The organism is Liquorilactobacillus satsumensis DSM 16230 = JCM 12392 (genome assembly GCF_001435195.1).
GTDB classification, from domain to species: domain Bacteria; phylum Bacillota; class Bacilli; order Lactobacillales; family Lactobacillaceae; genus Liquorilactobacillus; species Liquorilactobacillus satsumensis.
The window spans coordinates 60,806-75,450 of record NZ_AZFQ01000019.1; the positions used below are offsets into that span (position 1 = coordinate 60,806).

Annotated in this window: 14 protein-coding genes; 13 read left to right on the forward strand and 1 reads right to left on the reverse strand. The window is 42.7% G+C overall.

All coding sequences use genetic code 11. From position 1 onward, the window contains the following. Window positions 1-43: 43 nt before the first annotated feature. The 11 genes from gmk (at window position 44) to FD50_RS02135 (ending at window position 11,950) form a co-directional block, all read left to right on the forward strand. Entirely contained in the window at window positions 44-664 is a 621-nt protein-coding gene (gene gmk / locus FD50_RS02085) for a guanylate kinase (protein WP_056959938.1), read from the forward strand. Continuing rightward, window positions 661-873 (forward strand): DNA-directed RNA polymerase subunit omega, encoded by a 213-nt coding sequence (gene rpoZ / locus FD50_RS02090; RefSeq protein ID WP_054757316.1) that lies wholly within the window; start codon window positions 661-663, stop codon window positions 871-873. The genes gmk and rpoZ overlap by 4 nt, the downstream gene beginning before the upstream one ends. Window positions 874-1,032: 159 nt before the next feature. Beyond that, window positions 1,033-2,220 carry a bifunctional phosphopantothenoylcysteine decarboxylase/phosphopantothenate--cysteine ligase CoaBC gene (gene coaBC / locus FD50_RS02095; protein ID WP_056959940.1) on the forward strand — a complete coding sequence of 396 codons (1,188 nt, stop codon included), beginning with the start codon at window positions 1,033-1,035 and terminating at the stop codon, window positions 2,218-2,220. A 15-nt stretch (window positions 2,221-2,235) separates the two neighbouring features. Further along, complete coding sequence (gene priA / locus FD50_RS02100; protein WP_056960113.1) at window positions 2,236-4,653, forward strand: primosomal protein N'; 2,418 nt, start codon at window positions 2,236-2,238, stop codon at window positions 4,651-4,653. 20 nt (window positions 4,654-4,673) lie between these two features. Beyond that, entirely contained in the window at window positions 4,674-5,627 is a 954-nt protein-coding gene (fmt, locus tag FD50_RS02105; protein WP_056959942.1) for a methionyl-tRNA formyltransferase, read from the forward strand. Beyond that, on the forward strand, window positions 5,620-6,987 hold the full coding sequence (gene rsmB, locus FD50_RS02110) for a 16S rRNA (cytosine(967)-C(5))-methyltransferase RsmB (RefSeq protein WP_056959944.1): 1,368 nt from the start codon (window positions 5,620-5,622) through the stop codon (window positions 6,985-6,987). The genes fmt and rsmB overlap by 8 nt, the downstream gene beginning before the upstream one ends. Next, window positions 6,988-7,740: a Stp1/IreP family PP2C-type Ser/Thr phosphatase gene (locus tag FD50_RS02115; protein ID WP_056959947.1), complete on the forward strand. Its 753-nt coding sequence runs from the start codon at window positions 6,988-6,990 to the stop codon at window positions 7,738-7,740. It begins immediately after the preceding gene. Continuing rightward, on the forward strand, window positions 7,737-9,719 hold the full coding sequence (gene pknB / locus FD50_RS02120) for a Stk1 family PASTA domain-containing Ser/Thr kinase (protein WP_056959949.1): 1,983 nt from the start codon (window positions 7,737-7,739) through the stop codon (window positions 9,717-9,719). The genes FD50_RS02115 and pknB overlap by 4 nt, the downstream gene beginning before the upstream one ends. 37 nt (window positions 9,720-9,756) lie before the next feature. Beyond that, on the forward strand, window positions 9,757-10,635 hold the full coding sequence (gene rsgA / locus FD50_RS02125) for a ribosome small subunit-dependent GTPase A (RefSeq protein WP_056959951.1): 879 nt from the start codon (window positions 9,757-9,759) through the stop codon (window positions 10,633-10,635). A 15-nt stretch (window positions 10,636-10,650) separates the two neighbouring features. Continuing rightward, window positions 10,651-11,304, forward strand: coding sequence for a ribulose-phosphate 3-epimerase (gene rpe / locus FD50_RS02130; RefSeq protein ID WP_056959953.1), 654 nt, complete (start codon window positions 10,651-10,653; stop codon window positions 11,302-11,304). A gap of 1 nt (window position 11,305) precedes the next feature. Continuing rightward, a complete protein-coding gene (locus FD50_RS02135) occupies window positions 11,306-11,950 on the forward strand; it encodes a thiamine diphosphokinase (RefSeq protein WP_056959956.1) in 645 nt (214 codons plus the stop codon). 73 nt (window positions 11,951-12,023) lie between these two features. Here FD50_RS02135 and rpmB read toward each other — a convergent pair whose 3' ends face one another. Then, a complete protein-coding gene (rpmB, locus tag FD50_RS02140) occupies window positions 12,024-12,209 on the reverse strand; it encodes a 50S ribosomal protein L28 (RefSeq protein WP_056959959.1) in 186 nt (61 codons plus the stop codon). 238 nt (window positions 12,210-12,447) lie between these two features. Here rpmB and FD50_RS02145 point away from each other — a divergent pair, with 238 nt between their 5' ends. Both FD50_RS02145 and FD50_RS02150 read left to right on the forward strand, forming a co-directional pair. Further along, window positions 12,448-12,810: an Asp23/Gls24 family envelope stress response protein gene (locus FD50_RS02145; RefSeq protein WP_054757319.1), complete on the forward strand. Its 363-nt coding sequence runs from the start codon at window positions 12,448-12,450 to the stop codon at window positions 12,808-12,810. Window positions 12,811-12,847: 37 nt separating this feature from the next. Further along, the gene (locus FD50_RS02150) at window positions 12,848-14,545 is read left to right on the forward strand and encodes a DAK2 domain-containing protein (RefSeq protein WP_056959961.1); all 1,698 of its coding nucleotides are present in this window, start codon (window positions 12,848-12,850) and stop codon (window positions 14,543-14,545) included. Window positions 14,546-14,645: the final 100 nt, after the last annotated feature.

Here is a 14,645-nt window from a genome sequence, read left to right on the forward strand (position 1 = left end):
CATTATTGAGTTAATACATTATTTTAGAGGAGAATTTGCAGACATGTCTAAACGCGGAATGCTGATCGTATTATCTGGACCTTCTGGAGTAGGTAAAGGAACCATTAGGAAGGCCATTTTTGAACAAGATGATAACAAATTCCATTATTCGATCTCGATGACCACCAGAAAGAAGAGACCAGGAGAAGTAGACGGAAAGGATTATTTCTTTGTTTCCAAAGATGAATTTGAAAAAGAAATCGCAACCGGAGGCATGCTGGAGTATGCGCGTTATGTTGACAATTATTACGGGACACCGTTAAAATATGTTAATGAGATGCTTGATAGTGGTAAAGACGTTTTCCTTGAAATTGAAGTCAGAGGGGCAATGCAGGTTCGTGAAAAATGTACTGACGGCTTGTTTATTTTCTTAACCCCCCCAGATTTGATGGAGTTGAGGCATCGGATTATCGAGCGCGGCACCGATGATTTAGCAACGATTGATAAGCGGATGAAAAAAGCTGTTGGCGAGATTGAAATGATGCAAAACTACGATTATGCGGTAGTCAACGATGAAATCCCGGCAGCAGTCGAAAAGATCAAAACTATCATTCGTGCTGAACGTTGGCGTGTGAAAAGATTTTTACCAGATTACAAGAAACAGTTAGGAGATGTTTTGAAATGATTTTATATCCTTCAGTCGATGATCTATTGAAAAGAGTCGATTCGCGTTACTCATTGGTAATGCTTGCAAGTAAACGTGCGCACGAACTTGATGGCGGCGCTGTTCCAATGCTGAATAAGTATGAATCAGTTAAAAATGTTGGGAAAGCACTAGAGGAAGTCGTTGCGGATGATTTGATAATTGATCCGAACGAACACGAAAAAGTTTAATTGGTTGCGTAAAAACGCATAAGATAACTGGAGATCCTGGTTGAGCACAGAGACAACTTTATTACGGTTGTGAAGTGTAATCTAGCTGATCTCTTTTTTGTTGTGTTTTTTGCTGCTAAAATTGTTACAATATGATTATTAGATACTGGAGGCGACACAGTGAAAAATCAACATGTGGCAGTCTATGTGACTGGTGGGATTGCAGCCTATAAAGCGGCATTCTTTGTGCGCGAAATGATTAAAAAGGGAGCACAAGTCAAGGTAGCACTGACTAAGAGTGCATGTGCCTTTGTGACCCCCTTGACCTTTCAAACTCTTAGTCAAAATCCGGTCTATATTGATGGGGAAAATAGTGCTGAAATTGTCCCGCATATTGAACTGGCAGTGTGGTCTGATCTAGCAGTCGTTATCCCTGCAACGGCTAATCTGATTGCAAAAATGGCCACTGGAATTGCAGATGACTTTGTCAGTTCGGCGCTTTTAGCTTCAGCTTGTCCGAAGTTTGTTGTTCCTGCAATGAATGATCAAATGTACTACAATCCTGCAACTCAAAGGAATCTGAAACAACTTATGGAAGACGGCATTTGTGTATTAGAGCCAGCGACTGGTTTTTTGGCTGAAGGATATACGGGCAAGGGTAGGTTACCAGAAATCGAACAGGTAGTTGAGTGGCTCACATTTAACTACACGCGAATAAGCCAAAAACAGGACCTGAAGAATAAACAGGTGCTCATTACTGCCGGTGGGACAATTGAGCCATTAGACCCTGTCCGCTATCTTACGAATCGTTCATCCGGGAAAATGGGCTATGCGCTCGCTGAGAATGCGCTTTTACGTGGTGCGACGGTGATCTTGATCTCCGCCCCTACACAGTTAAAGCCACCTTTTGGGGCCAAAGTTATTGCAGTTCAAACAGCGCTAGAAATGGCTAAGGCAGTTGAGACTTATTATTCAAAAATGGATATCGTGATTATGGCAGCAGCTGTCTCGGATTACCGCGCAGCAAAACCGGCAGCACAAAAAATCAAAAAAAGGGACACAACTTTGGCATTACAATTGGTCGAAAATCCAGATATTCTTTTAGGACTTGGAGCTAAAAAGAAACAGCAGTTGTTAGTCGGGTTTGCGGCAGAAACGCAGCAGTTAGTGCAAAATGCAGCCAAAAAAATGGTTAAAAAACGGGTTGATTTGCTAGTTGCTAATGATGTTTCGCGTAGCGACATCGGTTTTGGAAGTAACCAAAATGAAGTAACTTTTCTGCGACCGCACCAAAAGCCGTTATTAGTTAAAAAAACTACCAAAGAAGAAATCGCCGCACAGATTTTTGATGTGCTACTTTCACAATAAAAGGAGGTGCTGGCAATCGCACAGTATGCGGAAGTGATTGTTGATGTTCCAACAATGCAAACTAATCAGCCTTATACTTATAAAGTGAAGCACAATTTTGAAAATGAATTGAGTCCTGGAATGCGCGTAATTGTGCCATTTGGACGCGGCAGTCGGTTGGTACAAGGTTTTGTAATGCGTGTTTTTTCACAGGCTTCTTTTGCAGGAGAACTCAAAGAGATTGAGGCCTTAACTGATCTTGAACCGGTTTTAGACGCTGAAGCGCTTGCCTTGGGACCGTGGTTGGCACAGACGACTTTTTCATTTTTAATCAGTTGTTTGCAGGTGATGATTCCCAGCGCACTCCGAGCTAAATATAGCAAAGAGCTAGAGTTGACTAATAAGTTCAATGTTCCAGAAGCTGTACGCGCTTTTTTTGGGGCGCACACCAAAAAACTTTTTGATGAGCAAAAGGTTGCAGAACCATTACGCTCACAACTGCTAACTGCACGGCGGACTGGCATGCTTAAATTAAACTATGTGGTAAATGATCGTCTGCAGGCTAAACAGGTCAGCTTTATCAAAGCTGCGCTTGATAAAGCTGAATTGGAGCAGGCGGTCAGCAAGCTGCGTGCAAATGCACGTAACTTACACACACTTCTAACTTATTTATCGCAGCATCCACAAGCGATGCAGCAAGGACTACTGGAAAAGAAGCTGGCACTTTCTCCTGAAACTTTCCGGAATGCTGAAAAAAAAGGCTGGATCACCCGTTTTAAGCAGGTTCAATATCGCAATCCAGTTAGGCAATTGAACGTTAAACGCACAGTTCCGCGACATCTAACCCCAGCACAAGCAGCCGCGGTTGCTGCAGTTATTGCGCAAATTGACCAACAGCAACCAACTACTTTTTTACTTGAAGGCGTCACTGGAAGCGGCAAAACAGAAGTTTACCTGCAGATCATTGCGCATGCGCTTGCCCAAAAGAAAACAGCCTTGATGCTGGTTCCGGAAATTTCGTTGACTCCGCAAATGGTTAAGCGAGTCGTGGGACGCTTTGGGACGCAGGTTGCACTTTTGCATAGCGGCCTTTCAGATGGCGAACGTTTTGATGAATGGCGTAGAATCAAAGAAGGACAAGCAACCGTCGTGGTGGGGGCCCGTTCTGCGGTCTTTGCACCTTTAAAAAGGCTTGGGGTGATCATCATAGATGAAGAGCATGAATCTAGTTATAAGCAGGAAAAAATGCCGCGTTATCATGCACGCGATGTGGCAAAATGGCGTGCTGATTTTCACAGTTGTCCTGTAGTTTTGGGGAGTGCTACACCCTCGCTTGAATCGCGTGCTCGTGCGCAAAAGGGTGTCTATCGCTGGTTGAAGCTGCCGCAGCGGATTAATAATAAGCCGCTGCCCCAAGTGTCACTGATAGATATGCGGCAAGAAGCCAAGAAAACTCGTTTCCCGGATTTTTCGCAAGCTTTGATTGATGCGGTCGAAATACGACTTGCCAAAAAGGAACAGGTTATTTTAATGCTTAACCGGCGCGGATATTCTTCGTTTATGATGTGCCGGGATTGCGGTTATGTACTGAATTGTCCCAACTGTGATATTTCGTTGACTTTTCATCTTGACACACACTCAATGAAGTGCCATTATTGCGGACATGAAGAAGCAATTCCGCATGTTTGTCCGTCTTGTGGTAGTCGCCAAATTAGATACTATGGGACGGGAACCCAGAAAGTTGAACAAGAATTGACACAGCTTTTTCCACAGGCCAGAATCTTAAGAATGGATGTTGATACAACCAAAAGAAAAGGGGCGCATGCCCGAATCCTCAGAGAATTTGGTGAACGAAAAGCGGATATTTTGCTAGGAACACAGATGATTGCAAAGGGGCTTGACTATCCGGATGTTACTTTAGTAGGGGTCTTAAATGCGGATACTGCTCTGGGGCTTGCCGATTTTCGTGCAAGTGAACGAACCTTTCAACTACTTACACAAGTCAGTGGAAGAGCAGGGCGTGCACAAAAAGAAGGCAAGGTTATTATTCAGACATATAATCCTGAACACTATGCTTTATTGTTGGCACAAAAGCAAGATTATGAACAGTTTTTTATGCGTGAGATGGATATTCGGCATCGGGGAGGCTATCCGCCATATTATTTTACGATTCAAGTAACTGCCAGTGCACCAGCTGAAAGTCAAGCAGCTAAGAAAATTTTTGAGACTTATAAAACCCTTAAAACGGCGCTCAGTAGTAGTGCAGTTATTCTAGGACCAACCCCTAAAGCAATCATGCGTATTAATAAGCGCTATTATTATCAATTGATTATTAAGTATAAAAAAGAACCTGGGCTGGCAGCATGTCTTAGTGAATTATTGCAAAAGAGTCAACGTTCCGAAAGAACTGGCGTGCTGCTGACGATTGATCGCGAACCACTGAATTTTATTTAAGAAAAGGAATGATGATATCGATGACCTCTGTTGTTTTTATGGGAACCCCGCAGTTTGCAGCAACTATCTTGGAAGGACTAGTGGAAGCTGATTATGATATTAAGGCGGTGGTCACTCAACCTGATCGATTGACTGGCCGCAAGCGTGTTTTAACACATCCCCCAGTTAAAGCAGTTGCATTGAAACATGGAATTCGAGTACTACAACCACAAAAAATTAGTGGTAGTCCAGAAATGGCAGCAGTTATTGAACTTGCTCCAGATTTAATCATTACGGCTGCATTTGGACAATTTCTACCTGACGCACTCATTGCTGCAGCCAAAGTTGGAGCAGTGAATGTTCATGGTTCACTGTTACCCAAGTATCGCGGTGGTGCGCCGGTTCAATATGCAATCATGAATGGGGATTCGCTGACTGGGGTGACCTTAATTTATATGGTTAAGAAAATGGACGCAGGTGCAATGTTGGCGCAAGCAAAATTGCCAATTGGTGCCACAGATGATACTGGAACAATTTTTGCCAAAATGAGTGTGCTAGGTCGGACGCTTTTGCTGGAAACTCTGCCTAAGTTATTGCAGGGGGAAATTGAGGCCGTGCCTCAAGCTGAAGATCAGGTTACTTTTTCTCCTGTGATTAGACCAGAACAAGAAACACTGAGTTTGCAACAAACAGCAGTTGAGTTAGATTGGAAAATCCGGGCACTTCGGCCACAACCAGGGGCATATTTTAAGCAATTCCTAGGGAAACGAACAAAGCTTTGGCAAATTAAACCACTGACTGAAAAAACAACACTGGCCGCGGGTTTTGTAGTTGAAGTTGATAAGAAGCACTTAAAAGTGGCAGCGGCTAAAGGAACAGTTTATCAACTTGAAGTTTTGCAACCGGCAGGCAAACCCAAAATGAATATCAGCGCTTACTTGAATGGTCAGGGTCAAGGAATCAAGACTGGTCAGAGGATAATTACAGATGAATAATAAGCCCTTAAAAAGAATAACAAAACCAACGGCCCGTTTATTAGCCGTTGAAATTTTAACACGGATTGTACGTGAAAATGCCTATTCAAATATCTTATTGAATCAGGCACTGCAAAAAAAACAGTTGTCACGAGTTGACGGTAATTTGCTGACTAGGCTGGTTTATGGTGTCCTACAGCATCGGTTGACGCTTGAATATTGGCTTGAACCTTTTATTAAAGGTAAAAAACTGGAGCCTTGGGTACAACAGCTTTTGCTGGTTTCTTTGTACCAATTGCAATATTTGGATAAAATCCCTGCACGTGCAGTTTTGAATGAAGCCATTGAAATTGCCAAAAGCAAGGGACACGATGGTGTGCGAAAATTTGTGACAGGTGTTTTGCATGCAATTTTGCGGACAGGTGTACGCAATTTTGAGGAGCTACAGCAACCTACAAAGCGACTTAGCATCGTTTATAGTGTTCCAGAATGGATAATTAACCGTTTGCAGCAGCAGGTTGGAGACAAGAAGACTATTAAAATTTTATCTTCGTTGGCGCAAATTCCGCATGGTGCTGTGCGAGTTAATCAGTCACGGATCACTGTCGCGGCAGCAAAAAAACAGCTTATGGCAGCGGGCTTTGAAGTTGAACAAAGCGCAGTTTTTACAGGAAGTTTGCTGCTAAAAAAAGGGCATGTACTTGATAGTCCTCTTTTTCAGACAGGCAAGCTCATGCTGCAAGACGAAAGTGCAGCTTTGGTTGTTGATTCCATGCAACTATCAGGAACGGAGCAGGTTCTAGACGCCTGTGCCGCTCCCGGTGGTAAAACGATGCAGATTGCTGATGAGTTAACTACCGGACAGGTCACAGCGCTTGATATTCATCGGCATAAAGTTGAATTAATTAAAGAAAATGCCAAAAAATGTGATTTTTCTGCTAAAGTAAAAGCAGTGACACTCGATGCACGTGCGGCTGGAACAAGATTTGCGGCACAAAGTTTTGCACAGGTTTTAGTGGATGCACCATGTTCTGGGATAGGTCTGCTACGACGCAAACCTGAGATTCGGTATGAAAAAAGCCCACAAGATTCAGTTAACCTGCAGCAGATCCAGCTTGAAATTTTGGAAAGCGTCGCACCTTTAGTAGCAGCAGGGGGTAAGCTTACCTACAGTACATGTACTATTTTAAAAACTGAAAACCAAGATGTGATCACGCTCTTTTTGAAAAAACATCCTGAATTTGAACAGCTTGAGACAACGACTAGTCTGCCTGTAAAAAAGGCTGGGCAGTTGGCATTGACGATTTATCCGGATGAGTACAATTCCGATGGTTTCTTTATTGCAACATTGCGCAGGAAAAAGACGGTGGAGATGAACTAAATGATTTTTGCATATCAAAGCGACATTGGGAAAATTCGTAAGCGTAATGAAGATTATGTCGGCGTTTTCCAAAATAAGCAAGAAATTCAGTTTGCAGTCGTTGCAGACGGACTTGGGGGCCATAAAGGAGGCGATGTGGCTTCTGAAATGGCTGTTTCACATCTAGGTTTCAGATTCGAAGAAACGACCTTTTCCACTCTCCAAGAAGGTGCCCGCTGGTTGGTTGAAGAAGTCAATCGTGAAAACACACTGATTTTGGAACGTGCCCAGCAATATGAGGATTTGAACGGCATGGGAACCACACTGGTTTGTGCTCTTTTTTTCGGTACAGAATTTTTGTTAGCTAATATTGGGGACAGCCGGGGGTATTTGCTGCGCAAAAATGAGCTGATCCAAGTTACAGAAGATCATTCATTAGTCAATGAACTGCTTAAACGCGGACAAATCAGTTCAGAAGAAGCAAAACATCATCCGCAAAAAAACATTGTAACACGCACACTTGGTGTTTCTGGCAATGCAACTTTGGATGAAAAAGTAATTGAATTACAATCTACAGATATGCTGTTGCTGTGTACAGATGGATTGACCAATATGCTTGAAGATGCAGAAATTGAAAAAGTCTTGCAAAGTGATGCGCAGCTTGATGAAAAATGCCAGTTATTGATTGCACAGGCAAATAAAGCTGGCGGGAGTGATAATATTACGCTTTTGCTTGCACGAGCCGCAACGCACGGTGAGGTGAAACCGCGATGAAAGCAGGATATGTACTGAGCGGTCGGTATAAAATAAAAAAGAGCTTGGGTGAAGGTGGCATGGCGAATGTCTACCTTGCCTTTGATCTCATTTTAAAACGTGAAGTCGCAGTTAAATTAATGCGACTTGATCTGCGGGATAATCCGGCAGCAATTCGGCGCTTTAAACGTGAGGCAATTTCTTTAACTGAACTTGCCCATCCCAATATTGTTAGTATTTATGACCTTGGCGAAGACAATGGCATGCAGTATTTAATAATGGAATATGTGGAAGGCATGGATTTAAAAGAGTATATCGCACAAAACTTTCCATTTGCATATTCGCGGGTTATCGGAATTATGGAACAAATCCTTTCAGCCGTATCTGAGGCGCATGCCCATGATATTATTCATCGTGACCTTAAACCACAAAATATTTTGATCAATGAACAAGGTCAAGTCAAGATTACCGATTTTGGAATTGCACTTGCGACTTCCGAATATTCGTTGACACAGACGAATACCCTCATGGGCTCGGTTCATTATCTTTCTCCTGAACAGGCGCGAGGTAGTTTAGTAACCAAACAATCAGACATTTATTCTCTGGGAATTATTTTATTTGAGATGCTGACAGGGCGTGTCCCATATCAAGGGGAGACCGCTGTTTCCATCGCACTCAAACATTTTCAAAATGAGATGCCGTCAGTGCGCGCCTTTGACCACAGTATTCCACAGCCGCTCGAAAATGTTGTTTTACGTGCAACTGCTAAGAATCTGAGAGAACGTTATCAAACGGTGGCTGAAATGGCAGCGGACTTGCGTACAACACTTTCTGCAACGCGTGCGACCGAGCCTAAATGGCACCCGTTTGAAACCTTGGATGACGAGACAAAGGTCCTTGAACCGCTTAAAATAGCAACTAAAGTCCAAAAAAAGAAACCAACTGTACCGGAAAAAAAGCCAGAGACCAAGACCAAAAAATGGAGTACCAAAAAGAAATGGCTTTTTTGGGGTGGCATCTGTTTTATACTTTTGCTGGTAATTTTTGCAGCGCTATCGTTTGCTTTAAGTCCGCATAATGTCAGTATTCCTGATTTGAGGGGAATGACTAAGGCAGAGGCTAAGGGGGTCCTTTCAGATCGTAATCTAAAGGTTGGAAAGGTCTCTTATCAAAATAATGATAAGTATTATCAAGGACAAGTGATCTCCTCAACACCAGAAGAAGCAACGAATGTTCGTGAAAATTCACAAGTTTCGCTTGTTTTGTCCAAGGGGCCAGAGAAATTTAAATTTGGTGATTATACCGGGCAGTCTTATGCGACTGTCAAGAAAAAGCTTGAGGCAAAAGGTGTGACAGTTTTAAAACAAAATGAGTATTCTAATACTGTCGCTAAGGGCGAGATTCTAGATCAGACGCTTTCTAAAAATAAAAAGGTCGTCTGGGATCAGACAACTGTGACTTTTACAGTTAGTTCTGGAGCAGGACAGTCCTATTTAAGAGATTTAACCGGCTATACAGAAAAAAGTGTGCGGGACTACGCTAACGAATTAGGGCTTGTTTTGAAAGTCAAAAAGGAAAGTTCAAGTGACTCAACAGCAGGTTTAGTAATTGCACAAGATCCTGCGGTGGGTTCTCCCGTTCAAAGCGGGGATGTTTTACAAGTTACACTAGCAGCAAATACAACAAGCTCTTCCAGCAGTAGTAGTGCTTCAAGCAGCTCGCAAGAAAAGACGTTTGCTGTTAATGTGACTTTGCCATATGCTAATAATGCAAATTCTACAAGTACTGGAGCACAGCAAAGTACAACGAATAAAATTGAAATTTATCTTCAAGATAAAAATCACAGTTTTAGTTCGGTGTATCAAACGCTGACGATTGCACGTGACACGGAGATTTCTTTACCGTTTACTTTGGATGGGTCTGCAACGGGAAAGTATAAGGTTGTACGCGATGGTCAGGTTGTTGCTGAAAAAGATAATATTAAAGATAGTGGAAATTAGCGATACAAAGTTGCAAGGATTAGAAGGAGGCGTTGGGGTGGTAGCAGGACAAATTCGACAGTCTTTAAGCGGATATTACGACATTGAAGTTGATGGACTGATCTATCGGACTAGAGCACGTGGCAATTTTCGGAAGAAAAACCAGACTCCCTTAGTGGGCGATTGGGTTGAATTTAAGGCAGATAGTCAAACAGAGGGCTATATTTTAAAAATTGCTGCACGGAAGAATCGGCTAGTAAGGCCGCCAGTTGCAAATGTTGATTTTGCGATTGTGGTGACCGCGGTTAAGGAGCCGGTTTTATCAACTAATTTATTGGATCGGCAATTAGTGATGCTTGAAAAAAATAAGATTACACCGTTACTGTATTTTTCTAAAATTGATCTTTTAAATACGGCGGAAAAGCACAAGCTAACAAAGTTAATTGCTGCCTATGCGGTTTATTACAAATGCTTTATGTCACCAGCACCGGCACCAACTGAACTTTTTGCAGGATTGGCAGGACAATTGGGAGTTGTGATGGGGCAGACAGGAGCAGGAAAATCGACATTGCTCAATGACTTGAAGCCGGAACTTGAATTAGAAACCGGGGTCGTGTCAAAGGCGTTGAGCCGGGGCAAGCACACGACTCGCAAGACAGCACTATTTCCTTTAGCCGGGACCTTAATTGCTGATACTCCTGGTTTTTCTTCTTTTGACCTGCTGGATGTTACCAAGGAACAACTGGGCGGCTTCTTTCCAGAACTACGAGCTTACAGTGCAACCTGTAAATTCAGAAGTTGTTTGCATCTTAATGAACCTGGGTGTGCCGTTAAAGCCGCAGTTGCAGCTGGAGAGATCCTAGAAAGTCGTTACTTGAATTATGTACAGTTTCAAAAAGATATCAGTTCACAGAAGTCAAAATATCGTAAATCATAAATGAGGTGTTATAAAATGAAAATTGCTCCTTCAATTTTGAGTGCAGATTTTGCTAATTTACAACGCGACATAAAAATTGTCGAAGATGCGGGTGCGGAATATCTTCATCTGGATGTGATGGATGGTCACTTTGTTCCTAATCTTTCTTTTGGGGTTCCGTTAATTAAAGCCTTGAGACCAAATTCTAGCTTAATATTCGACTGCCATCTGATGGTCAGTCGTCCTGAAGATTACATCTCACCGTTGGCTGAGGCAGGCGTACAGATCATCGGCGTACATTACGAGGCTACCCCCCATATTTATCGGATGGTACAATTGATTCATCAGGCTGGATGCAAAGCGGAAGTGGTCTTAAATCCGGGGACGCCGATCAGTGTGCTGCAAGAGTTATTGCCAGTAGTGGATGCTGTTTTAATTATGACAGTTAATCCTGGATTCGGCGGACAGAAGTTTATTCCTGAGACTTTGGATAAAATAGCTCAATTAGCGACCTTGAAGAAAGCTCAAGGATTGACTTTTGAAATCGAGGTTGATGGTGGTATTGATGAGAAAACAAGTGTCCTGTGTCAAGCGCGCGGTGCGACCGTGGCAGTTGCGGGGTCGTTTGTTTTTGAGAGTCAATCACCGGCTGCGCAGGTCAAATTATTACATAAAGTGACGGGTGAGTAAGATGATTATCAATTTATTAGTTGGTGGACCGGTCTGTGAATGGCCGGAACAGCTTTTTGAGGATCAAAAAGCAGCTCTTTGGGTAGGTGCAGATCGGGGTGCTTTACGGCTAGTCAAGCAGGGGATTAAGCCAGCATTAGCGATTGGAGATTTTGATTCTTCATCACCCGCTGAAAGAAAACTCGTTTTTGCTAACAGTCAGCAGGTGGTGACTGCAAAGGCACAGAAAGATGATACGGATACCGAGTTGGCACTTAAGTTGATTTTTAAGCAGTTTGATTGCGAGCGGATTAATATTTACGGTGCGACGGGTGGTCGTTTAGATCATTTCCTAGCAAACTTGTTTTGCGTGCTGCGGCCCCCCTTTGATCAGTTTCTTGAAAAAATTTATCTCTATGATCGCTTTAATACCGTTCGTTTTTTTAAACCAGGAGTGCATTGGCTGAAAAAAGAAGAAGATAAGAAGTATCTGGCGTTTATTCCACTGACAGCAGTGAAAGCACTGGAGCTCTTTGATGAAAAATATCGGTTAAGTCAGACTGATTTTACGCATCCAATTTCATTAGCCAGCAATGAGTTTATTGGCGAGACTGGAAAATTCAGTTTCAGCAGCGGGGTTGTGTGTGTCATTCAAAGCAAAGATTAACAATAATCGTTAAGCACCCAGCAGTCCGTTAATTTAGAAACAAAAAAAGACTCGCAAAACGAGTCTTTAGTAATTATACGCGTGTTACTTTGCCCGATTTCAATGCTCGAGCTGATACCCAAACTCTTTTAGGCTTGCCGTCAACCAAAATTCTTACTTTTTGCAGATTTGGTTTCCATGAGCGACTCGTTTGGTTCAAAGCATGTGAACGCTTTTTGCCGAAAGTTGTTTTGCGGCCAGTAATAAAGTCTTTTGCCATTGTTATTCCTCCTTTGTTGCTAGGATTAAAAATACAGCTGCTGTTAACTCACTTGACTAAGTTATCATAATTCAGTTTTGAATGCAAGATTTTTCTGTAAAGTAAATTAACTTGGCAGTTACTAATCCGCGTCGGCTTCGTCTGCGTTGAAATCGGGCGATGTCTGCGGTATAGTGGTTTATTGTAATTTATGCTAAAATGTTGTTGACGATTGTGCTAATTAAGGAGGCTGTATTTTATGGCTGTAAAAATCAAAACGCAGTTCGGAAACATTGATATTAATAATGATGTAATTGCGACGGTTGTAGGTGGTGCTGCAACCGAAATTTTTGGAATAGTCGGCATGGCTAGCAAAAATCAAATTCGTGATAACCTTAACGAAATTTTAAAACGAGATAATTATTCAAAGGGAGTAGTTGTTCGTCAGGAAGATGCTGGCGTCGCGGTTGATGTTTATATTATTGTAGGTTATGGAACAAAGATTTCCGAGGTCTGCCGTAACGTTCAAGACAAAGTCAAATATAATTTGGAAACCATGCTCGGGATAACGGCCAGTTCTGTAAATGTTTTTGTACAGGGTGTACGAGTAATTGAGGAATAAGCTGGCTGTTGTTGGGGACCAAGGAGGATAAATAAAGTTGAAAGTGACGAAAATAACTGCCGCTGAATTTAGAAAAATGGTTGCGGTCAGTTCTAAAAGACTGAATAAAAATGCCGAATTTATCAATTCATTAAATGTTTTTCCTGTACCAGATGGAGACACAGGAACGAATATGAGTCTTTCGTTTGCAAGCGGAGCAAAGTATGTTTCTGAATCAACTGCGCAGAGCGTCGGCTCACTTGCGGTTGCGTTGGCTAAAGGCCTTTTGATGGGTGCACGTGGTAATTCGGGAGTGATTTTATCACAGATTTTCCGCGGCTTTTATAAGAGTACAGAGGCTAAAGAAGTCTTAACAGCTGCGGATCTTGCAGGTGCTCTGTCCGCCGGGGTAGAGTCTGCTTACAAAGCGGTGATGAAACCGACTGAAGGCACTATTTTGACGGTTGCACGTGAAGCTGCCAAGGCTGCTAATCAAGCGGCTGCAAGAACAACTGATGCAGCAGCAGTCATGACTGCCGCCTATCAAGCTGCCAAAAAGGCGTTAGCTAAAACCCCGGAACTGCTTCCTGTTCTTAAGGAGGTTGGGGTGGTGGATTCTGGTGGGCAAGGACTAACTTTTGTTTATCAGGGATTCGCTGATGTTTTGACCGGAAATCAGCGCGAAGAAGAGACGGAAACCCCGCATCAACCGAGTGTTGAAGAGATGGATGAGATGGTGAATGCACAGCACCATAAGAGTGTTCAAAGTCAGCTGAGCACAGAAGATATTCGGTATGGTTATTGTACAGAGATCATGGTGCGTTTAGGTGCCGGAAGGTTGGTCGATCAAAAGTTCGATTATGAAAAATTCCGAACGGCATTAAGCGAAATTGGAGACTCACTGTTAGTGATTGCTGATGATGAGATTGTGAAAGTGCATGTGCATACTGAACAACCAGGTAAGGTTTTAGCCTATGGACAACATTTTGGTTCGCTGATTAAGGTAAAGGTTGACAATATGCGGCTGCAGCACGAAACTATTTTGGAACATGATCAAGAAAACAATAGTGTGGATGCAAGTCAACCGCACACGACTAATAACGGTTACGGGGTTATCGCCATCGCTTCGGGCGCTGGATTAGTTAAACTTTTCCGTGGATTGGGTGCGACTTATGTTTTAAATGGCGGGCAAACGATGAATCCAAGTACCCAGGATATTGTTGATGCAATCGCTAAAACACAGGCACAAAAAGTAATTATCTTACCAAATAATAAAAATATTTTGCTTGCTGCACAACAGGCGGCTCAAGTTGTGGATGCCGAAGTTGCGGTTATTCCAAGCAAGACAATTGCACAGGGAATGTCGGCACTTGTTTCTTTTAACCAAGATGACACGCTCGCTGCTAATCAAGCAGAAATGACAGCAGATTTAGCAACTGTCAAATCCGGACAGGTCACAATTGCTGTTCGCGATTCAACAATTGATGGTCAAGCAATCAAGAAAAACGACTATTTGGGAATTGTCGATGGTAAAATTTTGGTCACTGCTCCTAATCAGCAACAAACGGCGCTCGCAATGGTTAAGGAGATGCTGGATGATGACAGTGAAATTGTAACTATTATTTACGGAGCAGATGGGTCAGCGCAACAGGCAGAAGAACTTAAAACAGCTATCTTAGAGCTGGATGAGGATCTGGAAGTCGAAATTCATGAGGGTGACCAACCAGTTTACCCGTATTTAATCTCAGTTGAATAAAGGTGTCTGCGAGTCTGAGCAACTTATTGGAATTATCGGACTTTCGAAAGGCTAAGAGTGTGACAATCAGCCGGGTGACTGTGAGCAATTTGGTTTCAGT